General features: G+C 73.5%; 20 protein-coding genes. 9 read left to right on the forward strand and 11 right to left on the reverse strand.

Going from position 1 to position 24378, the window contains the following annotated elements:
* Positions 1 to 67: 67 nt before the first annotated feature.
* Positions 68 to 2935 carry an FtsK/SpoIIIE domain-containing protein gene (locus tag ACWGUG_RS12780; protein ID WP_452324903.1) on the forward strand — a complete coding sequence of 956 codons (2868 nt, stop codon included), beginning with the start codon at positions 68 to 70 and terminating at the stop codon, positions 2933 to 2935.
* An 88-nt stretch (positions 2936 to 3023) separates the two neighbouring features.
* Here ACWGUG_RS12780 and ald read toward each other — a convergent pair whose 3' ends face one another.
* Together ald and ACWGUG_RS12790 are read right to left on the reverse strand one after the other, a co-directional pair.
* Entirely contained in the window at positions 3024 to 4139 is a 1116-nt protein-coding gene (ald, locus tag ACWGUG_RS12785; RefSeq protein ID WP_452324904.1) for an alanine dehydrogenase, read from the reverse strand.
* A gap of 56 nt (positions 4140 to 4195) precedes the next feature.
* Complete coding sequence (locus ACWGUG_RS12790; RefSeq protein ID WP_452324905.1) at positions 4196 to 5185, reverse strand: asparaginase; 990 nt, start codon at positions 5183 to 5185, stop codon at positions 4196 to 4198.
* A 52-nt stretch (positions 5186 to 5237) separates the two neighbouring features.
* On the opposite strand from ACWGUG_RS12790, the gene ACWGUG_RS12795 reads away from it, so the two are divergent.
* A complete protein-coding gene (locus ACWGUG_RS12795) occupies positions 5238 to 5717 on the forward strand; it encodes an OsmC family protein (protein ID WP_452324906.1) in 480 nt (159 codons plus the stop codon).
* Positions 5718 to 5763: 46 nt separating this feature from the next.
* Here ACWGUG_RS12795 and ACWGUG_RS12800 read toward each other — a convergent pair whose 3' ends face one another.
* Positions 5764 to 6588: a lysophospholipid acyltransferase family protein gene (locus ACWGUG_RS12800; protein WP_378882783.1), complete on the reverse strand. Its 825-nt coding sequence runs from the start codon at positions 6586 to 6588 to the stop codon at positions 5764 to 5766.
* 75 nt (positions 6589 to 6663) lie between these two features.
* Here ACWGUG_RS12800 and ACWGUG_RS12805 point away from each other — a divergent pair, with 75 nt between their 5' ends.
* Both ACWGUG_RS12805 and dxr read left to right on the forward strand, forming a co-directional pair.
* Complete coding sequence (locus ACWGUG_RS12805; protein WP_336398587.1) at positions 6664 to 7635, forward strand: FKBP-type peptidyl-prolyl cis-trans isomerase; 972 nt, start codon at positions 6664 to 6666, stop codon at positions 7633 to 7635.
* Positions 7636 to 7672: 37 nt separating this feature from the next.
* Positions 7673 to 8758 carry a 1-deoxy-D-xylulose-5-phosphate reductoisomerase gene (gene dxr / locus ACWGUG_RS12810; protein ID WP_378882789.1) on the forward strand — a complete coding sequence of 362 codons (1086 nt, stop codon included), beginning with the start codon at positions 7673 to 7675 and terminating at the stop codon, positions 8756 to 8758.
* A 66-nt stretch (positions 8759 to 8824) separates the two neighbouring features.
* Here the strand turns inward: dxr and ACWGUG_RS12815 are convergent, their stop codons facing one another.
* The 3 genes from ACWGUG_RS12815 to ACWGUG_RS12825 form a co-directional block, all read right to left on the reverse strand.
* A complete protein-coding gene (locus ACWGUG_RS12815; protein WP_452324907.1) occupies positions 8825 to 10489 on the reverse strand; it encodes a Mur ligase family protein in 1665 nt (554 codons plus the stop codon).
* Positions 10490 to 10602: 113 nt separating this feature from the next.
* Positions 10603 to 11331, reverse strand: coding sequence for a DUF1775 domain-containing protein (locus ACWGUG_RS12820; protein ID WP_452324908.1), 729 nt, complete (start codon positions 11329 to 11331; stop codon positions 10603 to 10605).
* Between the two features lie 116 nt (positions 11332 to 11447).
* Positions 11448 to 12023 (reverse strand): hypothetical protein, encoded by a 576-nt coding sequence (locus ACWGUG_RS12825; protein WP_452324909.1) that lies wholly within the window; start codon positions 12021 to 12023, stop codon positions 11448 to 11450.
* Between the two features lie 118 nt (positions 12024 to 12141).
* Between ACWGUG_RS12825 and ACWGUG_RS12830 the strand changes: the two genes are divergently transcribed.
* Complete coding sequence (locus ACWGUG_RS12830; RefSeq protein WP_336398592.1) at positions 12142 to 13437, forward strand: M50 family metallopeptidase; 1296 nt, start codon at positions 12142 to 12144, stop codon at positions 13435 to 13437.
* A 132-nt stretch (positions 13438 to 13569) separates the two neighbouring features.
* Here ACWGUG_RS12830 and ACWGUG_RS12835 read toward each other — a convergent pair whose 3' ends face one another.
* Positions 13570 to 15513, reverse strand: coding sequence for an anthranilate synthase family protein (locus tag ACWGUG_RS12835; protein ID WP_452324910.1), 1944 nt, complete (start codon positions 15511 to 15513; stop codon positions 13570 to 13572).
* A 333-nt stretch (positions 15514 to 15846) separates the two neighbouring features.
* On the opposite strand from ACWGUG_RS12835, the gene nhaA reads away from it, so the two are divergent.
* Positions 15847 to 17667 carry a Na+/H+ antiporter NhaA gene (nhaA, locus tag ACWGUG_RS12840; protein WP_378884913.1) on the forward strand — a complete coding sequence of 607 codons (1821 nt, stop codon included), beginning with the start codon at positions 15847 to 15849 and terminating at the stop codon, positions 17665 to 17667.
* Positions 17668 to 17674: 7 nt separating this feature from the next.
* On the opposite strand, the gene ACWGUG_RS12845 is transcribed toward nhaA, so the two are convergent.
* Both ACWGUG_RS12845 and ACWGUG_RS12850 read right to left on the reverse strand, forming a co-directional pair.
* The gene (locus ACWGUG_RS12845; RefSeq protein WP_378884663.1) at positions 17675 to 17962 is read right to left on the reverse strand and encodes a hypothetical protein; all 288 of its coding nucleotides are present in this window, start codon (positions 17960 to 17962) and stop codon (positions 17675 to 17677) included.
* Between the two features lie 21 nt (positions 17963 to 17983).
* Positions 17984 to 18880, reverse strand: coding sequence for a low temperature requirement protein A (locus ACWGUG_RS12850; protein ID WP_452324911.1), 897 nt, complete (start codon positions 18878 to 18880; stop codon positions 17984 to 17986).
* A gap of 150 nt (positions 18881 to 19030) precedes the next feature.
* Between ACWGUG_RS12850 and ispG the strand changes: the two genes are divergently transcribed.
* From ispG to ACWGUG_RS12865, 3 genes are read left to right on the forward strand one after another with little or no spacing between them, the layout of a single operon-like run.
* Complete coding sequence (ispG, locus tag ACWGUG_RS12855; RefSeq protein WP_336398595.1) at positions 19031 to 20182, forward strand: flavodoxin-dependent (E)-4-hydroxy-3-methylbut-2-enyl-diphosphate synthase; 1152 nt, start codon at positions 19031 to 19033, stop codon at positions 20180 to 20182.
* Positions 20182 to 21078 carry a phosphotransferase gene (locus ACWGUG_RS12860; RefSeq protein ID WP_378884669.1) on the forward strand — a complete coding sequence of 299 codons (897 nt, stop codon included), beginning with the start codon at positions 20182 to 20184 and terminating at the stop codon, positions 21076 to 21078. Before ispG ends, ACWGUG_RS12860 begins: the two co-directional genes overlap by 1 nt.
* Positions 21075 to 22280 carry a benzoate/H(+) symporter BenE family transporter gene (locus ACWGUG_RS12865; protein WP_452324912.1) on the forward strand — a complete coding sequence of 402 codons (1206 nt, stop codon included), beginning with the start codon at positions 21075 to 21077 and terminating at the stop codon, positions 22278 to 22280. Before ACWGUG_RS12860 ends, ACWGUG_RS12865 begins: the two co-directional genes overlap by 4 nt.
* Before the next feature lie 9 nt (positions 22281 to 22289).
* Here ACWGUG_RS12865 and pcp read toward each other — a convergent pair whose 3' ends face one another.
* Together pcp and ACWGUG_RS12875 are read right to left on the reverse strand one after the other, a co-directional pair.
* On the reverse strand, positions 22290 to 22925 hold the full coding sequence (gene pcp, locus ACWGUG_RS12870; RefSeq protein WP_452324913.1) for a pyroglutamyl-peptidase I: 636 nt from the start codon (positions 22923 to 22925) through the stop codon (positions 22290 to 22292).
* Between the two features lie 9 nt (positions 22926 to 22934).
* Positions 22935 to 24374, reverse strand: a complete 1440-nt coding sequence (locus tag ACWGUG_RS12875) for an RNB domain-containing ribonuclease (RefSeq protein WP_378884678.1) — start codon at positions 24372 to 24374, stop codon at positions 22935 to 22937.
* Positions 24375 to 24378 lie beyond the last annotated feature (4 nt).

The raw sequence follows: 24378 nt of genomic DNA on the forward strand, positions 1-24378 counted from the left end.
CCCCGCCGCATCCACAGATCCGCGCGGGCATCACGCCGGGCGAGCCCCGCCGCTGTGGACTGGGCGCATGCGCGCGCCCGCTTCTCCGGCCACCGAGGCTCCCCTCGCGATCGACGATGAGCCGCTGACCCTCCCTGCGGCCTGGGCGCCGCCCGCCCGACCGCCGCTGCCCGTCGTCGCCGCCGTCGTCCCGGTCGTGGGCGCCGTCGTTCTGTGGCTCGTGACCGGCTCGGTGTACTCGCTCTGGTTCGCCCTCCTCGGCCCGCTCATCGCCGGGGCGGCCGTCGCCGACGCCCGCCGCGCGGCGCGGCGCGACGGCAGGCGCGCGAGCGCCGAGGCGGCACGCGCACGCGAGGCGGTGTCCTCGGCGGTGGCCGCCCGCCACGAGACCGAGCGCGCCCAGCTGTGGTCCCGGCATCCGGATGCGGCGCGTCTCCTGCGGCGACCCGGCGACGTGTGGCGTTCGGGGCGGATCGCCTCGCTCGTCGTCGGGGAGGGGGAGCGCGCGAGCGCGGTGCGCGTGAGCGGCGGCGACGGCGATCCGGCTGCCGCCCTGCTGCGCCGCCGCGCCGCGCGGGTGGAAGGCGCGCCGATCACCGTGCCGCTCGAGGCCGGCGTCGCCGTCGTCGGCGGCGAGACGGTCGGCGCCGCCGTGCAGCGGGCGCTCGCCCTGCAGCTGTGCCTTGCGCTCGCTCCCGGTGACCTGCGCATCGTCGGCCCCCTCGGCCGCGGCATGGAGTGGGCCGAGACGCTGCCGCACCGCGCCGCGGCCTCCGGATCGGGCCTGGCCATCGTCGGCCCCGGCGAGCTCGTGCCCGCCCACGCCGACATCGTCCTTGCACGGTGTCGTCCGGGCGATCCGCCGCCACCGCGCTGCCAGGCGGTGATCACCGTGACCGCGCCCGCCTCCGCGCGCCTCGAATACGGCGGCGAGGTCGTCACGCTCGCCGTCGAGGCCGTCTCCCGCCTGCAGGCCGAGGAGATCGCCGCCGATCTCACCGCGCGCGCCGAGGCCACGCTCGGGATGACGCGCGAGGACGACGGCCCGATCGCACTGTCGCCGCTGCTCCCCGCGACGCCCGAGGCGATCGGGGGCGGGCTGCCCGCGGTCATCGGAGTGACGGCCGGCGACGCGGCGGTCGTCGATCTCGTCGCCGACGGCCCCCACGCCGTCGTCGCCGGCGTCACCGGAGCAGGCAAGAGCGAGTTGCTCATCACGTGGATCCTGGCGCTGTGCGCGACGCGGTCCGCCGACGAGGTCACCTTCCTCCTCGCCGATTTCAAGGGCGGCACGGCGTTCGACGGACTCGCCGGCGTTCCGCACATCACCGGCGTGATCACCGACCTCGACGGCTCGGGCGCGCGGCGCGCCATCGAGAGCCTGCGAGCCGAGCTCCGGCGTCGCGAGGCAGCCATCGCCGCCGCAGGGGCGCGAGACATCGTCGACCCGCGCGTGCGCCTGCCGAGGCTGGTCGTCGTCGTCGACGAGTTCGCCGCGCTGCTCGCGGATCAGCCGGAGCTGCACGGTCTGTTCGCCGACCTCGCCGCGCGCGGCCGGGCGCTCGGGATCCACCTCATCCTCGGCACGCAGCGCGCCGCCGGGGTGATCCGCGACAACCTGCTCGCCAACTGCCCGCTGCGCATCAGCCTGCGCGTGACGGACGCCGCCGACAGCAGGGCCGTGATCGGCACTGACGATGCGGCGATGCTGCCCGGCGGTGCGGAGAGGCGCGGCACCGCGTACGTGCGCCGTGCCGGCGACGCGGCTCCGCAGCCGGTGCGGGTCGCCCTGTCGGGTGCGCAGGACGTCGCGACGGCGTCGCGGCGGGGCGGCACGAGCGCGCCGTCCAGGCCCTGGCTGCCGGAGCTTCCTCGCGTCGTCGGGCTCGACGAGCTGGCGAGCCGGGCTGCAGCGGATCCGGCGGCGCACGGTGGGGTGCTGCTCGGAATCGCCGACGAGCCCGACCGGCAGCGGCAGCCGGTCGTCACGGTGGCCGCCGGCGATCGGGCGATCCTCGTACTCGGCGGACCGGGGTCCGGCGTCTCGAATGCGCTGGACCTCATCCAGGCGCAGGCGCCGGGCGCCGTCGAGCGCGTGCCCGCGGGGCTGGAGGGGATGTGGGATGCCGTGGCCAGACTGTCCGAGGAGCCTCCGGCGCCGGGGACGATCGTGCTCCTGGACGACCTCGACGCGGTGGCGCTGCGCTTCCCTCCCGAGCATGCGCAGGCCGTCCTCGAGCGGGTGGAGCTCTTCGTGCGGCGATCCGGCGACAGCGGTGTGCTCGTCGTCGCCGGCGCCCACCGCGTGACGGGCGCCGTGTCCAGGATCGCCGAGCTGTTTCCGCGCCGCATCGTCCTTCCCTATGCGACGCGCATCGACCACGCCGCCGCGGGAGGCGACCCCGCGGCCCACGACCCTTCCGCGCCGGCCGGCCGCGGACGCCTCGACGGGCGCCCGGTGCAGCTGGCGCTCGCACCGGCGGCGCCGGTGACGCCCGCCGCTGCCGACGCGACGTGGACGCCGGAGGGCCGGCTGACAGGTCTCGTGGCCCGCAGGTCGCCGGCCGGGCGCCGGGCGCTCGCCGCGTGGGAGCAGCGCGGCGTGACGGTCCTCGGCCTCGAGGAGTATGCCGCCGCGCCCGCGCGCGTGGCGGACGGGCCCGTCGTGGTGGCGGGGGAGCCGGACGACTGGCAGCGGCACTGGCGACTGCTCGCGGACGTCCGCGGAGACCACGAGCTGGTGGTCGACACGTCCTGCGCCGCCGAGCTGCGCGTGCTGGCCGGCTTCCGCGGCGTGCCCCCGTACTGCGAGCCGGGGCGGGCGCGGGCGTGGCTCATCGTCGCGGGCGCGGATCCCGTCCGCATCGTGCTGCCCGCCGCGGACGTCCCGCCGAACCGTCAGAGCGCGCCATGGACCGGCGCCCGCCGGGCGTAGCGCGCCGGCCTCGGATGCCACGCACGATCCCCGCACGCACGATCCCCGGGCGCGTCGGCGACCCGGGGATCCTTCGCCCGCGGGCGCGTCAGACGAGCACGCCCTCCAGGGGTGCGACCTCGAAGCCGTGCGCGGTCGCAACGCCGGCGTTGGCGACTCGCCCGCCGTGGGTGTTGAGACCGGCCGCGAGGGCGGCATCCGCTCGCAGCGCCTCCGTCCAGCCGCGTCGGGCGATCTGGCGGATGTAGGGGAGCGTCGCGTTGGTGAGCGCGGACGTCGAGGTGTTCGGCACGGCGCCGGGCATGTTGGCCACGCAGTAGAAGATGCTGCCGTGCACCGGGAAGGTCGGGTCGGCGTGGGTGGTCGGGTGCGTGTCCTCGAAGCAGCCGCCCTGGTCGACCGCGATGTCCACCAGTACCGAACCCGGTCGCATGCGGGCGACCATGTCGTTCGTCACGAGCTTGGGCGCCTTCGCGCCGGGGATCAGCACCGAGCCGATGACGAGATCCGAGGCAGCGACCGCGCGGTCCAGGTCGAGGGGATTGGAGGCGGCGGTCTTCACCCGGCCCTGGAAGTGGTCGTCGAGATAGCGCAGGCGCTGCACGTTGGTGTCGAAGACGGTGACGTCCGCACCCATGCCGACCGCGATCACCGCGGCGTTCGCGCCGGCGACGCCGCCGCCGATCACCGTCACGGTCGCGGGACGCGTGCCGGGCACCCCCGACATCAGCAGGCCGAGGCCCCCCGCCGAGCGCATGAGCGTGTTGGCGCCGACCATGGGAGCCAGCCGGCCGGCGACCTCGCTCATCGGGGCGAGGAGGGGAAGCCCGCCGCCGGGAAGCTGCACGGTCTCGTAGGCGATCGCCGTGACGCGGTCGGCCACGAGGCGCTCGGTCAGCGGGCGGTCGGCGGCCAGGTGCAGGTACGTGAAGAGCACGAGGTCGTCGCGGAAGTAGCCGTACTCGCCGGCGATCGGCTCCTTGACCTTCAGCAGCAGCTCCGCGCGGGCCCACACCTCCGCGGCGTCGTCGAGCATCTCCGCGCCGGCGGCCTCGTACTCGGCGTCGGGCATCGACGAGCCCTCGCCCGCGCCGCGCTGCACGAAGACCTCATGGCCTGCCGCCACCAGGTCGTGCACGCCCTCGGGGGTGAGGGCGACCCGGTACTCGTTGTTCTTCACCTCGGTGGGGACGCTGATCCTCATCGCGTCATCCTTTCCGCTCCGCCGTTGGAGCGCTCGGGCTCCTCGTGGGAGCGCCTCTAGAAGGCGGGGCGGATGGCCCCGACATCCTGTCCGCCGCCGGTGACGGTCAGCGGAAGCTTCGACATCGCGTCGGCGACGTCGGCCGACGCGAGTGCGCCGTGCCGCTCGAGCAGCCGCAGCGCGACCGCGGTGGCGGCGCGGCCACTGCCGTCGAGCATCTTCAGCGCGACGGTGGTGCCGTCGGGGGCGACCATGACCATGACGCCCTCTGCACCACCCTTCGCGAAGACGCCGAGTCGCTCGATCACGATCGTGTCGGGGCGGCCGGGGCCGTCGATCGTCCACGGCGCCGCGCGCACGGCCTCGACGAGCGCGCCGGCGCTGCGGTGCAGGGCGAACGGGGAGGTGGTCGACGAGTTGCCGATGCGGTGGATCGCCCGCGCGAGCCCGAACAGCGTCATGGCGTACACGGGGGCGCCGCACCCGTCGACGGCGACCGCTGCGGCCTTCTCGCCGATGAGCCGCTCGATCGTGTCGCGGATGAGCTGCTGCACCGGGTGGGCGGGCGACAGATACCCCTCGGGATCCCACCCGTTGACGACGCTCGTGAGGAGCATCGTGGCGTGCTTGCCCGAGCAGTTCATGCGCACCCGCTGGGGCCGGCCGAGCTCCCGCACGAGCTCGTCGCGCGTGGCCGTGTCGCCGGGCCACGCCGCAGGGCAGCCGAGGGCGTCTTCGCTCAGCTCGGCGGCGGCGAGGATCTCACGCACCACCGCGACATGGCGGTCCGTTCCGGAGTGGCTCGCCGTGGCGAGGCCGAGCCGGTCACCCTCGAGCGGGGCGCCCGCCGACAGGCACGCGAGAGCCTGGAGCGGCTTCAGGCTCGATCGCGGCAGCACGAGGGACGACGGATCGCCGAGCTTCTCGGCGATCGTGCCGTCGGCGCGGAGGACGACGGCGATCCCGGCGTGGCGTGATTCGATGAAACCGCTGCGATCGACGACGGCGAGCTCGACGGCGTCGGCTGCGGCGAAGGTCTGCGGCACCCCGCCAGCCTACCGTCGCGCCCGCGATGGTCCTGCATGACAGACTGTGCTCATGTGGGGCGAGCATCGATACTCCGTCCGGACCACCTGGACGGGTGATCGAGGCACCGGAACCTCCGGGTACCGCGACTACGACCGGTCCGTCACGCTCGAGATCGACGGCAAGCCGGCCATCGGCGCCTCCGCCGACAAGCCGTTCCGCGGCGACCCTGCCCGCTGGAACCCCGAGGACCTGCTCCTCGCGGCTCTCAGCGAGTGCCACCTCCTGTCGTACCTGCACGCGTGCGTGAAGGCGGGCGTCGTGGTCGTCGGCTACGAGGACGAGGCATCCGGTCTCATGGTGGAGGACGGGCGCGGCGGCGGCGCGTTCCGCGAGGTCGTGCTCCGCCCGCGCGTGACCGTCGCGGACGCCGCGATGACGGATGCCGCGACCGCCGCGCACGCACAGGCGAACGAGTGGTGCTTCATCGCGAACTCGGTCAACTTCCCGGTGCGGCACGAGCCCACCGTGGTCGTCGCCGACGCGGGCTGATCGGGCCCGCCGACCCGAACCGGCCGGCCGGCCGGCCGGCGAAGGGTCAGCGCCGCTCGTGGGGGAGGACCTGGCGGATGCGCTCGATCGGGTTCTGGGCCGGAACCTCGTTGTAGGCGTGGGCGAGCTCCTGACCGGAGAGCGCGTGGATGGCGGCCATGATCTCGTCGGTGGCGAGGCGTCGCGCCCGCCCCGACGAGGCGGGACCGTGGTGCGAGAGGTCGAGCGGCTCGCCGAACCTCACCGTCACGCGGTGCTTCATCGAGGGCTTCTTCGCGCCGACGGGCATCACCTTGTCGGTCCCGATGAGCCCCACCGGCACGACGGGCGCTCCGGTCTGCAGGGCGAGGAAGGCCACGCCGGTGCGTCCCTTGTACAGGCGCCCGTCGAGCGAGCGCGTCCCCTCGGGGTACAGCGCGACCGCGCTGCCCTCCTCGAGCAGGGCCCGCTGCTGATCGAGGGCGTCCAGCGCGGCCTGCCCCGCACCGCGCTGCACCGGGATGGCGCCGATCGCGGTGAAGAACCAGCGGGACGCCGGCTTCTCGAAGTAGCTCGCCTTGGCGAGGAAGTGCACGGGCCGCGGGGCGGCGACGGGGATCGCCACGGAGTCGATGAACGACAGGTGGTTGCTCGCGAAGATCACCGGACCGGTCCTCGGGACGTTCCCCTTGCCCTCGACACGCGGGCGGTAGGCGAGGCGGGCGAGCGGCGTGATGATGGATCGGCCCAGCGCGTACGTCGATCCCATCCGGACGGCGCCCGGTGCGGAGTCCTGCGCTTCTGCCGTCTCGTCGGCCCTGTCGTCTGTGCCTGGTACGAGGTCGGAAGTCACCCGTAGAGGGTACTCCCCGTCGCATTCCGGCGTCGGCATGACCGGTTCTCAGCGCGATCCGAGAAAAGATGCGAAAGGATGGAGGCTCCCCTTACATCGACTCGAGGTCTCTCCGTGCGCATTCGCCCGCTCGCCGCCCTGTCCGCCGCCGCGCTGTCGGCACTCGTGCTCGCCGGTTGCTCGGGCTCGGGGGATCCCGACACGACCCCGTCGCCGTCGTCGAGCGCCGACTCCACGTGCCTCCTCGATGCGCAGTCGGGAGCCGACTCGGACGCGATCGAGGTCACCGGCTCCGGCGCCGACCTCGCCGCCACCGTGCCGGACTCGCTGGCCTTCGAGGACATCGAGCGCACCATCGTGACCGAGGGCTCGGACGACGACCTCGCGGCCGGCGAGCTCGTCAGCGGCTTCTACTCGGTGTACGACGGCTCGACCGGCGAGCTGCTGCAGGACTCCTCCGACTCGTCGCCCGACGACTCCGGCGAGGTCCCGATCCTCCTGGACCCGCAGAACTACTCGCTGTTCGTCGCCGCTCTCGAGTGCGCTCCGCTCGGGTCGACGGTCGCGATGTCCATTCCCGGCAGCGCCTTCGGCGAGGGTGCCTCGCCTGTGGTGATCGTCGCCGAGACCACCCAGCTCATTCCGACGACCGCCGGCGGCGAGGAGCAGGAGCCGGCCGACGGCTTCCCGACCGTGGAGTTCTCCGAAGAGGGCGCCCCGACCGTCACCATCCCCGACACGGAGCCGCCCGCCGAGGTGCAGCTGGACGAGCTGAAGACCGGCGACGGCCCGGTCGTGGAGCCCGGCGACACCGTCTTCGTGCAGTACAGCGGTGCGAAGTGGTCGGACGGCACGGTCTTCGACTCGAGCTGGGAGCGCGGACAGCCCGCCGCCTTCGCGACGACCGGCGTCGTCGAGGGATTCCAGCAGGCGCTGGAGGGTCAGGCCGTCGGCTCGCAGGTGCTCGTGGTCATCCCGCCGGCCTTCGGCTACGGCGAGGGCGAGATCAACGACGCCGACCTCACCGGCGAGACCTTGGTTTTCGTCATCGACATCCTGGGCGTCCAGCGCGCAGCCCAGCAGTAGACGCCGGCCGCGTCCGGCCGGTCGATAGGCTGGCCGGATGCGGCGCGTCCTCATCCTCGGCTCGACCGGCTCGATCGGCACGCAGGCGCTCGACGTCGTGCGGGCCAACCCGCGGCGATTCGAGGTGGTCGGTCTCGCAGCCGGTTCCGACAGGACCGCGCTGTCCGCCCAGGCCGACGAGTTCCACGTCGAGCACACCGCGCTGGGCGCCGCCGAGGCGGAGCAGCTCGTCCGCGACGTGGAAGCGGACGTGGTGCTCAACGGCATCACCGGCTCGGTCGGCCTCGGTCCCACGCTCGCGGCGCTCGAGACGGGACGCACCCTGGCTCTGGCCAACAAGGAGTCCCTCATCGTCGGCGGCGACCTCGTCACCGCCCTCGCCCGGCCGGGGCAGATCGTCCCCGTCGACTCCGAGCACTCCGCGATCGCGCAGGCGCTGCGCTCCGGCGAGCCCGAGGAGGTGCGTCGGCTCGTGCTGACGGCATCCGGCGGCCCTTTCCGAGGTCGTAGCCGCGCGTCCCTTGAGAGCGTGACGCCGGCGGAGGCGCTCGCCCACCCCACGTGGGACATGGGACGCGTCGTGACGACGAACTCGGCCACGCTCGTGAACAAGGGCCTCGAGGTCATCGAGGCGCATCTGCTGTTCGGCATCCCGTACGCCCAGATCGACGTGGTGGTCCACCCGCAGTCGATCGTCCACTCCATGGTCGAGTTCGTCGACGGGTCCACGATCGCCCAGGCATCCCCGCCCGACATGAGGCTGCCCATCTCGCTCGGTCTGGACTGGCCCCACCGCGTCGCGGGGGTCGGGCGCCCGCTGGACTGGACGACGGCGGCCTCGTGGACGTTCGAGCCGCTCGACGACGACGCCTTTCCCGCCGTCCGCCTCGCGAAGCAGGTGGGTCGCGCCGGCGGCACCTACCCGGCGGTCTTCAACGCCGCGAACGAGCAGGCGGTCGACGCCTTCCACGAGGGCCGGCTCGCCTTCCTGGCCATCGTCGACACCGTCGCGCGCGTGGTCGACGCGCACGAGGCGCCCGACGCCCTCACCCGCGACTCGCTCTCCGAGGCCGAGGCGTGGGCCCGCCGCACCGCCGACGAGGCGATCGCCGCGGCATCCTGACCCTGTCGCCGCCCGGCACTCCGCCGCACCGGGTCGTGCGCTCGCCCCCGTGGGGCAGGAGAGGGGTCAGGCCGTGGGGAAAGCCGGACGGAGGGGATCGGATGCCGGCGTCTCGGCGTCCGGGTACGGCACCGGCCAGTGCGGCTCGGGCACCGGCCAGCCGGCGTCGCGGAGGGCTCGGCGGGCCAGCTCCCGCGCCGAGTACGGGGTGCGGACGCCGCGGATGTCGCGGTAGTCCTGGTGGCCGGGACCGGCCCACAGGATCGCGTCCCCGTCGCCGACGAGCGCGACGGCTTCGATGATCGCGCGCTCCGGGGGCGAGTACTCGTGGATCTCGGCATCCGGGCGGGCGCGGCGCGCGCCCTCGATGAGGGTGGCGCGGATCGAGTCGGGGTCCTCGTGACGGGGGTGGTGGTCGGTGATCACGAGGATGTCGCTGCCCTCGACGCCGGTGCGGCCCATGTCATGGCGCTTGGTGGCGTCGCGGTCGCCGTCGGCGCCGAAGAGCATGACGACCTTGCCCGGCGTCACGCGCCGCACCGCGGCGAGGGTCTTCTCGAACGCGTCGGGGGAGTGGCCGAAGTCCACGTAGACGGCCGGACCCGTCTCGCCCGAGACGAGCTCCGTGCGGCCGGGGAGATAGGCCTCGATGCGCCCGCCGTCCAGAGCGGCGACGAGACGCTCCCAGGCGTAGCCGCCCTCGAGGATCATCACGATGGCGAGGCCGGCGTTGGCGGCCATATGGCGTCCGATCACCGGGACGAGCGTCGTCAGCGTGCGCCCGTCGCGCGCGGTCAGGCGGAACTCGGTGCCCACCGGGCGCTCGTCGAGGATCTCGACCACCCAGTCGGCGGCGGCCGCGGTCGCCGCGTCGGACGCCAGGTCCGGGGTGCCGACGGTCACCGTCGGCACCTCGCTGCGGGCGACGACCTCCGCGCCCGGCTCGGAGTCGATGCACACGACGGCGCGGCGCGCGCGGTCGGGGCGGAACAGCGGCAGCTTCGCCTCGAAGTACTCGCGCATGTCGGCGTAGTCGTCGAGGTGATCGTGGGTGAGGTTCGTGAAGCCCGCGACGTCGAACATGATCCCGTCCACGCGGCGCCGGCTCAGCGCCTGGGCGCTCACCTCGACGGCCACGGCCTCGACGCCGCGCTCGCGCATGAGCGCCAGGAGCGCGTGCATCTCGTACGCCTCGGGGGTGGTCAGGCGCGACACGACGACCTGTCCTGCGATGTGACGCTCGGCCGTCGACGACAGGCCGGTGGTGACGCCCAGCTGGCCGAGGATGCCCTCGAGCAGGTGCGACACGCTCGTCTTGCCGTTGGTGCCCGTCGTGCCGAACAGCGTCGGCAGCCGGTCGTCGCGGCCGGTGCGGTAGACCCACGCCGACAGCTCGCCGAGCAGCGCACGCGGGTCCTCGACCACGATGACGGGCAGGCCGCTCGACGCGGCGTCGTCGGCGCCGGCGGCATCCGTCACGACCGCGACGGCGCCCCTCGCGGCGGCCGCCGCGGCGAACTCGGCACCGTGACGGTTGACGCCCTGCACGGCGACGAACACGTCCCCGGGGCGGAGGTCGGCCGTCGCGAGGGTGATGCCCGTGAGCGTCACGCCGTCGGCGTCGCCGCGCACCTCGCTGCCCAGGAGCGCCGCGAGGTCGGCGAGGGAATGGGTCGGCGGCGCGTCGGGGCGGAGTACCGGGGGCAGGTTGGAGGGCGCGTCGGTCGGCATGGCGCATCCATCTTCGCACGGCGCCCCGCGGCCGGCCTCCGCGCGCGACCCCGGGCGCGAGGCGGGGGCGGGGTGGGGGCGCGCCCGCCTTGCGGCGGACGCGCCCGGCGCGGTCACGACCGGCGGCGGCGCACCAGCACGACGGTGAGCGCGGCGAGTCCCGCGGCCAGTCCGCCGGCTGCCAGCCAGCGGGCGGCCGGGTCGGCGGAGGTGCCGGATGCCGCGGCATCCGCGTCGGCCGCCGCGGCGTCATGCGCGGCGTGCTCGTCGCCGTCGCCGTCGGCGGTCGCGGTTCCCGAGGTGTGTCCGTCGCCGGCGTCTGCGGCATCCGTCACCATCACCAGCGGCGCGGGCGCGTCGAGGTCGTGCGGGTCCTCGCCCTCCTCGGCCAGCTGCGACCACGCGGTCTCGCCGGCCACGCACGTCTGGGTCACCGGGAAGGCGAGCGTCGTGCCGGCGGCGTCCTCGGCGAACAGGACGTCGATCGAGACTGCGGCCTTGAGCCCGTCCTCGACGGGGCTGTCGCTCGTGAACACGACGTGCGTCGGCACGCCGTCGGCGCCCGGCTCGCGCGAGATGGTCCAGCCGCCCTCCACGATCGGCGTGGCGTTGGCGACCCCGTCGGGGATGCCGATCGAGAGCGCGGTCGTGGCAGAGCCGTCGCAGCCGTGGCTGAACGAGAACGCGAGCGTCCGGGTTCCGCCGGCGGAGGCGGTGTCGGGCGACACGTGCACGTGGGCTGCGGCCGCGAGCGGCGCGCCCACGACCAGGGCGAGGCCGGCCGCGAGGCCCAGGGCGGCGGTGCGGGTGCGGGTGCGGGGAGGGTGGGAGGCGTTGTCCATGTCGTTTCTTTCGTCTTTCGTCTCTCGTGTCGTCGGGCGCGCCGATCGACGCGTGCTCGGAGGGGCACGCACAGGAACCGGTCCACGCGGGCGCGTGTCCGGGTGACGTGCGGCGCTCAGCGCGCCGCGGTGACGAGAGCGGGTGGGCCGCGCCGCGAGACGTCCGACAGTACGACGGCGGCCGTGAGGCGAGGCCGCGAGACGACGACGCCGATCCGGGCGGGCATCGGCGCGCGCGGGGCGATGGCGCGGGCGCGCGAGAGCACCGAGCGGATGCCGCGGCCCAGGGCCCGCAGCATCCGCTCACCGCCGTGAAGCACGGCCACGGTGACGGCGCCCGCGATCGCATGGGCGACCAGCATGGGGGCGTCCGGGAGGACGAGGGCGCTGAGGTCGGCGCCGAGGTGCGCGACATGGTGTCCGTGGAGCGCGGCCGGATCGGTGCCGGCGGTGACGGCGAACGAGACGTGGAAGAGCGCCTGGGCGGCGAGCACCGTGGCTGCCACGCGCCACATCGCCAGGCGCCGCCCCGCGATCGCCACGGCGAACGGGGCGGCCAGCACCCCGGTGGCCGCCACCAGCGCGACGGGCGGAGCTCCGCCGCCGCCGAGCGTATGAGCGGCTGCGGCGACGATCGTCGCGACCCACGCGCCCGCGGTCCCGCGCAGCGCGCGGACGTGGCGTGGGGTCACGGCTCCTCCTCGCGTCGAGCCTACGGGACGGATACGGCCCGTCTCGCGCCCGCACGGCGCCCCGGCGGCGGTCGACGGTCACACCCAACTCAAAGCCTGACGCGGGTACCGTGAGCGTGTGGAAGTCCTCGCGTTCGTCATCGGCGTCGTGCTCATGGTCGTGGGCCTGGCGGTGTCGATCGCCCTGCACGAGCTGGGCCACCTCTGGCCCGCGAAGAAGTTCGGCGTCCGCGTGGGGCAGTACATGATCGGGTTCGGCCCGACGCTGTGGTCGCGGCGCATCGGTGAGACCGAGTACGGCGTCAAGGCGGTCCCGCTCGGCGGCTACATCTCGATGGCGGGCATGTACCCGCCGTCTCCGCAGGCCGAGAGCCGCGCAGGGCGCGCTGGAGGCGGGTTCTTCGCCACGATGGTCCAGGACGCCCGCGACGCCAACGACGAGACGCTCCACGCCGGCGACGACACCCGGGTGTTCTACCGGCTTCCGGTCTGGAAGCGCGTCGTCGTGATGCTCGGCGGCCCGGTGATGAACCTGCTGTTCGCGATCGTGCTGTTCGCGATCCTGCTCACCGGCATCGGCGTGCAGACGGCGACGACCACGGTCGCCCGTCTGTCCGAGTGCGTGCCGGCCACGAGCGCGAGCGAGTGCACGGCATCCGATCCCGCCGCTCCCGCCGCCACGGCCGGCATCCTCCCCGGCGACACCCTCGTGTCCATCGACGGCGAGCCGGTCGCCGATTTCGCAGAGGCATCCGCCATCATCCGCTCGTCGCCCGGTGAGGCGCTCACGTTCGTCGTCGAGCGCGACGGTGCCGACCGATCCTTCACCGTCACGCCCGCCACCATCGAGTCCGAGACGACGGCCGCCGACGGCACGACGACGACGGAAGAGGTCGGGTTCCTCGGCGTCGGACCCGTGGTCGAGTACGTGCGCCAGCCGATCTGGGTCGGTCCGCAGATGGCGCTGCAGAACGTCGGCGCGGTCGCGGCCATCATCTGGCAGCTGCCGGTAAAGGTCTGGGACACCGGGGTGAGCCTGGTGACGGGCCAGGAGCGCGACCCGAACGGACCGCTCAGCATCGTCGGGGCCGGGCGCCTGTCGGGCGAGGTCGCCGCCGCGGAGGCGCCGATCCTCAACCGGGTCGCCGGCTTCCTGTCGCTGCTGGCCTCCCTCAACATCGCGCTGTTCGTCTTCAACCTCATCCCGCTGCTGCCGCTGGACGGCGGGCACATCGCCGTGGCGCTGTGGGACGGGCTGAAGCGGGTCTGGGCGAAGCTGTTCCGCCGTCCGCCGCCGAAGCCCGTCGACGCGACCAAGCTCGTGCCCGTCACGTTCATCGTCGTGATCGGGCTCATCGCGATGGGCGGCGTGCTGATCCTCGCCGACATCGTCAACCCGGTCTCGATCTTCTGATCACCTGAGCCGCGGCATCCGTCGTCCTCTCCGGGTTCGGGGCGCCCGGCGCGCGTTCGGGGCGCGCGGGGTGCGCCCCGGACGTTCACAACGCGCCCCGAACCCGGAGACGTGCGAGGGGGAAGGCAGCCGTCAGGCGTCGACGGGGGTGAGGGCGTGCTCGACGAGCCGGCGGAGCGTCGTCATGCCGTCGCGCGACAGGATCGACTCGAGGTGGCCCTGCACCGACGCGAATCCGGGGCCGCGCAGGGCGTAGACGTCGCCCGTCGCGTCGGCGGCGACCTCGGCCTCGCCCACGCGCCGCGTCCCGGCGGGGACCCGAGCGGTGAACGTGTTGTAGAACCCGATCGATGCGGGCACGCCGAACACGTCGACCGACTTCTGGAGCCCCTGGTGCGGCGCGTCCAGCGACGCGAGGTCGATCCCGAGCGAGTCGGCGAGGATCTGGTGGCTGAGGCAGACCGCGAGGATCGGACGGCCGGTCTCCCGCCGCCGGGCCACGACCTCGCGCATCCGCCGGATGCGGGGGCTGGAGGCGTCCCGGGGGTCGCCGGGTCCCGGCCCCGAGACCAGCAGCTCCGCGGCGTCGACCTGCTCGTCGGTGACCTCGCTCCACGGCGCGATGCGGGCGTCGAGCCCCAGGTGCCGCAGCTGGTGGGCGAGCATCGTGGTGAAGCGGTCCTCGGCGTCGACCACGAGGGCGGAGCGTCCCGTGAACGGGCCGACCTCGTCGGAGCCCTGCGGGTTCAGCCAGAACTCGGCCAGCCGCGCGTTGCGCGACGCGAGCAGCTCGGCGATCGCCGGGTCGTCGGCGAGCCGGCGCGGCGCCGGAGCGGGAGCGTCCTCGTCGATGACGTCGCCGTCGGGTACCGGCACGATCGCCGCCTCGGCGGCGGCGTCGCGCGGGACGGCACCGATCGCGCCGAGCACGCCGGCCGCCTTGCCGTGGGTCTCGCCGACCTCGCCGTACGGGTCGGAGTGGCGCACGAGGGTGGCGCCGACCGGGACGCGCAGGCGGCCGTCCTGGAGGTAGGCCGTGCGGATGAGGATCGGAGCGTCGAGGTCGTGGGTCGCCTCGCCGGCGGCGAGGGTGAGCCGCGGCGTGAAGAGCGCCGCCACGCCCGAGTAGTATCCGCGGGGCGTCGTCTCGTGGCGCTTGATCACCGTGCAGGCGTTCTGCATCGGTGACCCCGTCACCGTCGGCGCGAACATCGTCTCGCGCAGGATGTCACGGGGGTCGAGCCTGCTGCGGCCCCGCAGCACGTACTCGGTGTGGGTGAGCCGCGACATCTCCTTGAGATGCGGCCCGGTGATGCGGCCGCCGTCGGAGCAGACGGCGCTCATCATCTTCAGCTCCTCGTCGACCACCATGAACAGCTCCTCGGTCTCCTTCGTGGAGCGCAGGAACTCGGCGAGCGTCTCGGGGGTGGCGCCGCCGGCGGGGTGGCGGAACGTGCCCGAGATGGGGTTCATGGTCACCACGCCGTCGCGCGCGCTGACGTGCGCCTCGGGGCTCGCCCCGACGGCGACGTGCCCCGGGGTGACGACGGCGAACGTCCAGTACGCGCCCCGCTCGTGCTCGAGGAGCGCTCGGAACCACGTGAGCGCGGCGGTGGCGGCATCCGACCCGACGCCCGCGGTGAAGTCGCGGCGGATCACGAAGTTCGCGCCCTCGCCCCGGCCGATCTCATCGGCGATCACGCGGCGCACGATGTCGGCGTACTCCTCGTCGGCGATGTCGAAGCCGGCGTCCTCGAGCGCGACCGGCTCGGCGGGCAGTTGTGCCAAGACCTCCTCGCGAGGGAGCGCCACGCGCTCGGCCACGATCAGGCAGCGCAGCGGCGCGCCGTCGTCATGGCACTCGAAGCCGCGCTCGCGGACCTGCCGGAACGGCACCAGCGCGAGCACCTCGCGCGGCGCACCGGAGGCGTCGGTGAGCGGGATGTCGGCGAGCAGCTCGACGTCGACCACGTCGCCGGTGAGCAGTTCGACGGTGGTGCCGTCGCGTGCGATGAGGGCGAAGGGGATGCCGCGCTCGGCGATCTCGCGAAGCGAAGGGTGGGCGGGCCCGGTCATGGCTGTGGTCTTTCGTCGTGGGGGGAGGCATCCCTTACGAAAAAGAAGACCGCCCCGAGGGCGGTCTGAGTCGCTCGAAACCCACCGCCTATGCGGTGAGCCACCAGGAGAGGCGAGCGGACATGCGCCGAACCTATCACAGCCGGGATCGGCTCATCTGGGCGTGACGGCCCACGGGCGGCGCGTTTCGCTCCATACTGAGGCCGACCGTTTCCTCGCATCCTCGCGCCGCGGAGGCCCGTCTTGACCCGACTCCCCATCACCGAGCGCCGGCCCGACCCGGCCCGGGCGCACGACCGAACGCGCCCGTCGATCGCCGACCGCATCCAGAACATGGGGGAGCAGCGCACCGGCGCGCTCCTGCTGGTGCTCGCGACCCTCGCGGCGATCGTGTGGGCCAACCTCGGGGCGGCGTCGTACCACGACTTCTGGGAGACCGACCTCACGATCGGCTTCGGCGACATCGAGCTGGAGTTCACGCTCCACGCACTGGTCAACGATGCCCTGATGGCCGTCTTCTTCTTCACCGTCGGCCTCGAGGTGCGCCGGGAGTTCGCGATCGGCGAGCTGACGAGCTGGTCCCGGGCCATGATCCCGGTGATGGCGGCGGTGGCGGGTCTCGTCGTGCCGGCGGCCCTGTTCCTGGCGATCGCCGCGGGCACCGGGCAGGAGCACGCGTGGGGTGTCGTCATCTCGACCGACACCGCGTTCCTCGTGGGCGCGCTCGCCCTCATCGGCCCGCGCGCGTCGGGCCGGCTCCGGGTGTTCCTGCTGGCCCTCGCGGTCGTCGACGACATCGGCGCGCTGAGTATCATCGCGCTCTTCTACACCGAGAGCTTCACGCCGCTGCCGCTGCTGATCGCCGCCGCCGGTCTCGCCGCCATCTTCTTCACGCGCTACGTGCCCCGCGGGCGGGGGCCGATCTACGCGACGCTGTCGATCATCGTGTGGCTCGCGTTCCTCGCCTCCGGCGTGCATCCCACACTGGCGGGGGTCGCGATCGCGCTGCTCATCCCGGTGTACCGGCCCAACCGCCGCGACGTCGAGCAGGCGCTGGAGCTGGCGCGCATCTTCCGGCAGTCCCCGAACAGCGAGTACGCGCGCCAGGCCGCGAACAGTCTGCGCGAGTCGATCTCGATCAACGAGCGCCTCCAGTCGGCGTACGCGCCCTATGTCGCCTACGTGATCCTGCCGCTGTTCGCCCTCGCCAACGCGGGCGTCGAGGTGTCGGGGCCGATCCTCGCCGCGGCGGTGCAGTCGCCGGTCACCTGGGCCATCGTCGTCGGCCTCGTCGCCGGCAAGTTCGTCGGCGTGTTCGGCGCGGCGCTGGTCATGAAGGTGTTCAGGCTCGGCGAGTTCGGGCTGGGGCTGACCCTGGACCGCGTCGCGGGCGGCGCCATGCTGTGCGGCATCGGCTTCACGATCTCGCTGTTCATCATCGACCTCGCGATCGACGATCCCGGCGTGCAGAACGAGGCGCGCGTGGGCGTGCTGGCGGCCTCCCTGCTGGCGTTCGTGCTGGCGGCGGTCATGTTCCGCATCTCCGACGCCCGACGGCCCGACGACGACGGCGGCCGCACGCTCGTGCGGCCGGTGGACCCCCAGCGCGACCACATCTACGGCGACGTGAACGCCCCGCTGACGATCGTGGAGTACGGGGACTTCCAGTGCCCCTTCTGCCTCAAGGCCTCCGGCTCGATCGAAGAGGTGCGCCGCGAGCTCGGCGACCGTCTGCGGTACGTGTGGCGTCACGCGCCGCTCGAGCGTCAGCATCCGAACGCGCTCGCCGCGGCCGAGGCGGCGGAGGCGGCGGCGCTGCAGGGGAGGCTGCCGGAGTTCTCGCGGAGCCTGTTCGCCGACCAGGAGCACCAGCTGCCGTCCGACATCATCCGGCGCGCCCGCGAGCTGGGACTGGACGTCGACCGCTTCGAAGAGGACCTCGCCTCCCCGAAGGTCACCGGCCGGGTGCGCGACGACATGCTCGACGCCGAGGCGATGGACATCACGTCGGTCCCCACGTTCTTCGTCAACGGCATCCGTCACACCGGCCCGTACGACGCGCAGACGCTGATCCGCGCGCTCACGAGCTCCGCGCCCGACCCCGCCGAGCCCGGCGGGGTCGCCGAGCCGGGCATGCCCGACGCCGGGCGGTGACCGCCGGTCAGGCGGTCGCGCGCTCGAGCATCGCGGCGCCGTGGCGCCAGCCCACCGTCTCGTACCCGACGACGACCACCGCAGGCGAGCAGGCGATGAGGAGCATGCCGATGGCGAGCGACGCGCCCAGCGCGACCGCGCCCACACCCACGGCGAGGACCGCGACGACGCCGAGCCACAGCACGAGGTGGAAGCCGTCGAACTGCCTCACCAGCACCGCGTAGAGCACGAAGAGCAGCGTCTCGAACGCCAGCACCGGCACCGCGATGGTCAGCGCGGCGAACGTCGCGTCCACGTGCGCGTCGCCGCCGATCACCTACGCGGCGACGTGCAGACCCGCCCCCACGCCCACGAGCGCGCCGAAGAGCGCGATCTGCAGGTAGCCCCACGCGAAGCTCCGTTCCGGATGCCGCGCCAGCACCCGGCCCCAGGGGATGGCGAAGTAGATCCACCACATCCCGAAGGCGAGCGCCACGCCCGAGAAGGCGACGACGCCGGTCTCGAGGGTCCACCCGTCGACCTCCAGCACGGCCGAGATCGCAAGGATGGTCCCGAGGATCACCTCGCCGAGCGTGATGATCACCAGCAGCCCGTACCGCTCGGCGATGTGGTGCGCATGCCACGGCGTGCGCCCGAAGCGCAGTTCTGCGAAGAGCGGCCCGGCCAGTTCGAACAGGGTGAGCAGCGTCGTGACGACGAGCGTGATCCCGATCGGCATGTTCAGGAAGATGAGTGCGATCCACCCCAGCTGGGCGATCGAGATGTTCACGATGTAGGCGATCGCAGTGCGGCGTCGGGCCTCGTCGTGCATCGCCACGCGGGCCCACAGCGCCACCGTCGCCAGCCGCATGACCACGTAGCCCGCCACCATGACGGTGTTGTCGAAGATCCGCCCCTCCTCCAGCGAGTGGAACACCGGCGGCACGCCGAGCGCGACGACCAGGACGCCGATCATGACGACCATCGTCGCGAGGCGGAAGAAGAGGTCGTCGTTGTCGTACGCCGAGGCGAGCCAGGAGTAGTTGATCCAGGCCCACGTCACGGCGAACGTCGTGAAGGCGAACCCGACGAGGGCGGTGGGCAGGTGTCCCAGCTCGAGCTGGTGCGCCGTCTGCGAGCCGATCTGACTGAAGGCCACGACGAAGACGAGGTCGAAAAGCAGCTCCAGCGGCGTGGCAGCCCGGTGAGCCTCGTGCGGGTCCCTGCCCGTCATGCGTCCGATGCGGTGGCTCAGGCTCAGGCCCGGAAGATACACCGTCCCCCGTACGGCCCGGCACGATGACGGATGCCGCGGCGCGCGGCATCCGTCGTCGACGGCGGCGGCTCGGAGCCGACGGTCAGATCCGCCCCGTAGGCTGGTGCCGTGCCAGCCGTGAATCTCGGGATGCCCAAGGTCCCCGAAACGCTCGCCCCCCGTCGCAAGACCCGCCAGATCAAGGTGGGCAAGGTGCTGGTCGGCGGCGACGCGCCGGTGAGCGTGCAGTCGATGACGACCACGCCGACCACCAACATCAACGCGACGCTGCAGCAGATCGCCGAGCTGACCGCCTCCGGCTGCGAGATCGTGCGGGTCGCGGTGCCGTCCCAGGACGACGCCGATGTGCTGCACATCATCGCGAAGAAGAGCCAGATCCCGGTGATCGCCGACATCCACTTCCAGCCCAAGTACGTCTTCCAGGCCATCGACGCCGGCTGCGGCGCGGTGCGCGTCAACCCGGGCAACATCCGCAAGTTCGACGACCAGGTCGGCGCGATCGCCGCCGCCGCGAAGGCGGCCGGGGTCTCGCTGCGCATCGGCGTCAACGCCGGCTCGCTCGACCGGCGGCTGCTCGAGAAGTACGGCAAGGCGACGCCCGAGGCCCTCGTCGAGAGCGCGGTGTGGGAGGCGTCCCTCTTCGAGGAGCACGACTTCCACGACTTCAAGATCTCGGTCAAGCACAACGACCCGATCGTGATGGTCAAGGCCTACCGCCTGCTCGCCGAGCGCGGCGACTGGCCGCTCCACCTCGGGGTGACCGAGGCCGGGCCCGCGTTCCAGGGCACGATCAAGTCGGCGACCGCGTTCGGGATCCTCTTGGCGGAGGGCATCGGCGACACCATCCGCGTCTCGCTGTCGGCGCCGCCCGCCGAAGAGGTCAAGGTCGGCCACCAGATCCTGCAGTCGCTGAACCTGCGTGAGCGCAAGCTCGAGATCGTGTCGTGCCCGTCGTGCGGACGCGCCCAGGTCGACGTCTACTCGCTGGCCGACTCCGTCACGGAGGGGCTCAAGGACATGACGGTCCCGCTGCGCGTCGCCGTCATGGGCTGCGTCGTCAACGGGCCCGGCGAGGCGCGCGAAGCCGACCTCGGCGTGGCATCCGGCAACGGCAAGGGGCAGATCTTCGTCAAGGGACAGGTCATCAAGACCGTTCCCGAGGCCGACATCGTCGCCACCCTCATCGAGGAGGCGAACCGCATCGCCGACGAGATGGGCCCGGCCGCGCCGGTCGGCACCGCGCAGGTCGTCACCGCCTGATGGGCCTCGGCCGCCTGTCGGCGGCGCAGCAGGCGCTCGTCGCGTCGTGGCTGCCGGGCGTCGAGATCGTCGCGGATCTGAGCTGGAACCAGGCGGACACCGTCGTGCTCCGCGCGCGGCACGACGGACGCGATCTCGTCGTCAAGGCGGGGGGAGCGCAGAACCACCACCTCGGCCGCGAGCTCGATGCGTACGAGGGCGGCTACACCGCGGGGTGGGCGCGGTCCGGACGCGCGCCCGGGCTGCTCCACGCCGATCGCCCGGCGCGCATCCTGGTCACCGAGTGGCTCGAGGGCCGGCTGGTGTACCGGACGCCGGCCGCGGCCGACCCCGACGTGCACCGCCGCGCGGGGGAGCTGCTGCGCGCGTTCCACGATCAGGCCTCGCGGCCGTCGGAGGGGACGGATGCCGCCGCCACCGGCCGTGCGATCGCCTGGCTCGATGCGGATCACGCGATCTCCGGCGACGTCGAGGAGCGGCTGCGGCATGCGCTGGCGGTCCTCGCGCCCGTGGAGGCGGACCTCGTGCCCACGCACGGGGACTGGCAGCCGCGCAACTGGCTCACCGACGGTGGCATCCTGCGTGTCATCGACTTCGGCCGGTTCGCATTCCGTCCGCCGGCGACCGACCTCACCCGGCTCGCCGCGCAGGAGTGGCGCGACGATCCCGCGTGCGAGGCGGCCTTCCTCGACGGTTACGGCCGGGACCCCAGGAATCCGGCGCATTGGCTCCTCCTGCGGCTGCGCGAGGCGATCGGCACCGCGGCGTGGGCGCACCAGGTGGGCGACACGGCCTTCGAGGCGCAGGGGCACCGCATGATCGCCGACGCGCTCGCGGAGTTCGATGCCGGCCAGGCGGGCGGTCGCCGTCCGTCGTGGCAGGATCCGATGTCATGACCGACGCCGAGTCCGCCGCGACCGCACCCGCGTCGGCACCCCTGTCCCGCCCGATCGTCGCCGGCATCGTCACGGCGCTCGTCGGGGTGACGAGCACGTTCGCGGTCGTGCTGACCGGTCTCGACGCCGTGGGTGCGACCCCCGCGCAGGCCGCGAGCGGGCTGCTGATCCTCTGCCTCACGATGGGCGCCTCGGGTCTGCTCCTGGCGTGGCGCCACCGCATGCCGATCACCGTGGCGTGGTCGACGCCGGGCGCCGCGGTGCTCGCGGCCACGGGTGCCGTCGACGGCGGCTGGCCAGCCGCCGTCGGTGCGTTCCTCGTCACGGCGGGACTCATCCTGCTCACGGCCCTGTGGCCGCAGCTCGGGCGGCTGATCGCCCGGATCCCGCCCTCGATCGCGCAGGCCATGCTGGCGGGCGTCCTGCTTCCGCTGTGCCTCGCGCCGGTCACCGGGCTCGTGACCAACCCGTGGGGCGTGGCGCCGGTCGTCATCCCGTGGCTCGTCTTCGTGCGGCTCGCGCCGCGGTGGGCGGTGCCGCTGGCCTTCGTCGCCGCGTCCGTCGTGGTCGCGGTCGACGTCATGGCCCGCGGCGCCGCGTTCGACCCGGCCCTGCTGGTTCCGCGGCTGGAGTTCACCGCGCCCACCCTCACCGTGGGAGCGGTCGTGGGACTCGCGCTGCCCCTCTTCCTGGTCACGATGGCGTCGCAGAACGTGCCCGGCGTCGCGATCATGCGCAGCTTCGGCTACCGGGTGCCGTGGCGTCCCGCGATGGTGGTCACCGGCGTCGGCACGGCGGTCGGCGCTACGGCCGGCGGGCACGCGATCAACCTCGCCGCGATCAGCGCCGCGCTCGCCGCCGCGCCCGACGCCGACCCGGACCCAGCCCGACGGTGGGTGGCGGGAGTGTCGACGGGGATCAGCGGCATGGTGCTCGGCGGACTGTCGGCCGCACTGGTGGCGCTGGTGGTGGTGGCGCCGGACGCCGTCATCCCCGCCGTCGCCGGCATCGCGCTGTTCGCGGCCTTCGGATCGTCGGTGCAGCAGGCGATCGACGACCCCGGCGAGCGGCTGCCGGCGGTCGTGACGTTCCTCGTCGCGGCGTCGGGAGTCGCCGTCGCCGGCGTGAGCGCGGCGTTCTGGGCGCTCATCGCGGGGCTCGTCGTGCGCGAGGTGCTGCACCTCGGCCGCCGCGCGCGCTGACGAGCGGAGTCAGTGCAGCGCCCCGCCGGGCACCGCGGCATCCGCGGCGACGTCCAGGCTCGTGCGCACGGCGATCTCGAGGGCCCGGGCGATGTCGGCCACCGGAAGGGTCGCGGACCCCGCCGAGGGCGCGTGCTCGGCGGACCACGGAACGTGCACGAAGCCCGCGCGGGTGCCGGATGCCGCGACCTCGAGGGCGGTGAAGAAGACGTGGTTGCAGACGAACGTGCCCGCCGTGTACGAGACCTCGGCGGGGATGCCGGCGGCGGCGATCCGCCGGGCGATCTCCTTGACCGGCAGGGTGGCGAAACGTGCGGGCGGCGCGTCCGGGACGCTCGGCTGATCGACCGGCTGCGCGCCGTCGTTGTCGGGGATACGCGCGTCGACGAGGTTCACGGCGACGCGCTCGACGCCGATGGCCTCGCGCCCACCGGCGAGGCCCGCCGCGATCACGGCTTCCGGCCGATGCTCGGCCATCAGGGCTCGCAGTCGATCCGCCGCCCCGGCGAACGTCACCGGCAGCACCGCGGTGACGAGGCGCTCCGCTCCGCTCCAGTGCTCCGCGACCAGGTGCACCGCCTCGCCGGACGGATTGACGGCGTCGCCGCCGAACGGCTCGAATCCGGTGAGGAGGACGGTGGTCATCGCACCAGGCTATGCGGTGGGCTCCAGCACCACGGTTCCGGTGGCGATGTCGGCCGTGCGCACCCGCACCCGCACCGTGGTGCCCGGATCCGCGTCGAGATCGGCGACCTTCGCGGTCACCGGGGGCTGGACCAGCTGCACTCTTGCGGCGCCGTTGCGTCTGCCCAGCACCATCGCGTCGAAGACCGCACCCTCGCTGCCCGAGAGCAGGGCGGCCTCGACCCGGTCCAGGGTCGCCGCCTCGAGCCGAGCGGCGAGGCCGCCGCTGCGGTCCATGGTCTTCGGCAGCGAGGCCAGGCTCTCGCGCGCCCACGCCGGCACCTCGTCGCCGGCGGTGAGCGCCTCGCAGACGACGAGGGACCAGCGGTCGACGAGCCGGCGCAACGGCGCGGTGGTGTGCGCGTAAGGGGCGCCGATCGCGGCCTGGGAGGGATCCGCGGGCGGCTCCCCGTCGAACGCGACGTAGCCGGCGCCGCGGAAGAGCCCGGCCGCGGCGGCCAGGATCGCCAGTGCGGCAGGGGTGCGGCGGTCGAGACCGCGGAGGTAGTCGCCGTACGTGATGCCCGACGGCCAGGGGATGCCGAGCACCGAGGTCTGCGCCCGGAAGGCCGCGACGTCGTCGGGATCCGCCGCCGGCATGGTGCGGAGGATGCCGACGCGGCCCGCGAGCATGATGTCGGCCGCGGCCATCCCGGTCATCAGCGACACCTGCGCGTTCCAGTCCTCGACCGACAGCGGCGCGTCGCGCTCGAGCCGGTACCGGTCGCCGTCCGCGACGATGCGCGTCTCGGGCACGTTCAGGCTCGCGCCGCCGCGCTCGGCCTCCCGCTCCAGGCGGAGGGGGCCGAGCCATGCCAGCGCCGCCAGGCTCGGCGGCGCCGTCCCGGCGTCCAGCGCGGCCTGCGCGTCCACGTAGGTCCACTGCGCCCGCGACCGGATCGTCGCGCGTCGCACGGATGCCTCCACGGGACGCGCGACGTCGTCGAGCACGAAGCGCCACACGTAGGCGCTGCGCTGCACGCCCGGCAGCAGCGAAGCGGCGTCGTGGCTGATCGGCGCGGGGTGCAGCGGCACCCGTCCGTCGACCGCGTACAGCGTCCGGCCCCGTCGACGCGCCTCGACGTCGACGGCGCCTCCCGGCCGGACGAAGGCCGGCACATCGGCGATCGCGTAGTGAAGCACCGCCCCGGTGCGCGTCCGCTCGATGTGCAGCGCCTGGTCGAGGTCGGTCGAGCCGGCGGGGTCGATCGTGAGGAAGTCGAGGTCCCGCAGGTCGTCCAGTTCCCCGCCGGGTTCGGTGGACACCGACGCGGCGGCCTGCTGCGCCTCGGCCTCCACCTCCGGGGGGAAGGCGCCGGGAAGATCCAGCTCGTCGCGCAGCCGGCGCAGCGACTCGACCAGCTCGTCGTGCGCGCGGGCGGGAACGAGTCGGGAGCGGTGTGCGGGCACGCGA

This window comes from Microbacterium sp. NPDC055455 (assembly GCF_053619935.1).

Bases quoted from the DNA above. Each gene is read 5' to 3' on its own strand.
- ACWGUG_RS12815 (WP_452324907.1), bottom strand. From the start codon at position 10,489: ATGCCGACCGACGCGCCCTCCAACCTGCCCCCGGTACTCCGCCCCGAC.
- ACWGUG_RS12850 (WP_452324911.1), bottom strand. From the start codon at position 18,880: ATGACGGGCAGGGACCCGCACGAGGCTCACCGGGCTGCCACGCCGCTG.
- pcp (WP_452324913.1), bottom strand. From the start codon at position 22,925: ATGACCACCGTCCTCCTCACCGGATTCGAGCCGTTCGGCGGCGACGCC.
- ACWGUG_RS12780 (WP_452324903.1), top strand. From the start codon at position 68: ATGCGCGCGCCCGCTTCTCCGGCCACCGAGGCTCCCCTCGCGATCGAC.
- ACWGUG_RS12820 (WP_452324908.1), bottom strand. From the start codon at position 11,331: ATGGACAACGCCTCCCACCCTCCCCGCACCCGCACCCGCACCGCCGCC.
- ald (WP_452324904.1), bottom strand. From the start codon at position 4,139: ATGAGGATCAGCGTCCCCACCGAGGTGAAGAACAACGAGTACCGGGTC.
- dxr (WP_378882789.1), top strand. From the start codon at position 7,673: ATGCGGCGCGTCCTCATCCTCGGCTCGACCGGCTCGATCGGCACGCAG.
- ACWGUG_RS12795 (WP_452324906.1), top strand. From the start codon at position 5,238: ATGTGGGGCGAGCATCGATACTCCGTCCGGACCACCTGGACGGGTGAT.
- ACWGUG_RS12835 (WP_452324910.1), bottom strand. From the start codon at position 15,513: ATGACCGGGCCCGCCCACCCTTCGCTTCGCGAGATCGCCGAGCGCGGC.
- nhaA (WP_378884913.1), top strand. From the start codon at position 15,847: ATGGGGGAGCAGCGCACCGGCGCGCTCCTGCTGGTGCTCGCGACCCTC.
- ACWGUG_RS12860 (WP_378884669.1), top strand. From the start codon at position 20,182: ATGGGCCTCGGCCGCCTGTCGGCGGCGCAGCAGGCGCTCGTCGCGTCG.
- ACWGUG_RS12800 (WP_378882783.1), bottom strand. From the start codon at position 6,588: ATGCCGACGCCGGAATGCGACGGGGAGTACCCTCTACGGGTGACTTCC.
- ACWGUG_RS12865 (WP_452324912.1), top strand. From the start codon at position 21,075: ATGACCGACGCCGAGTCCGCCGCGACCGCACCCGCGTCGGCACCCCTG.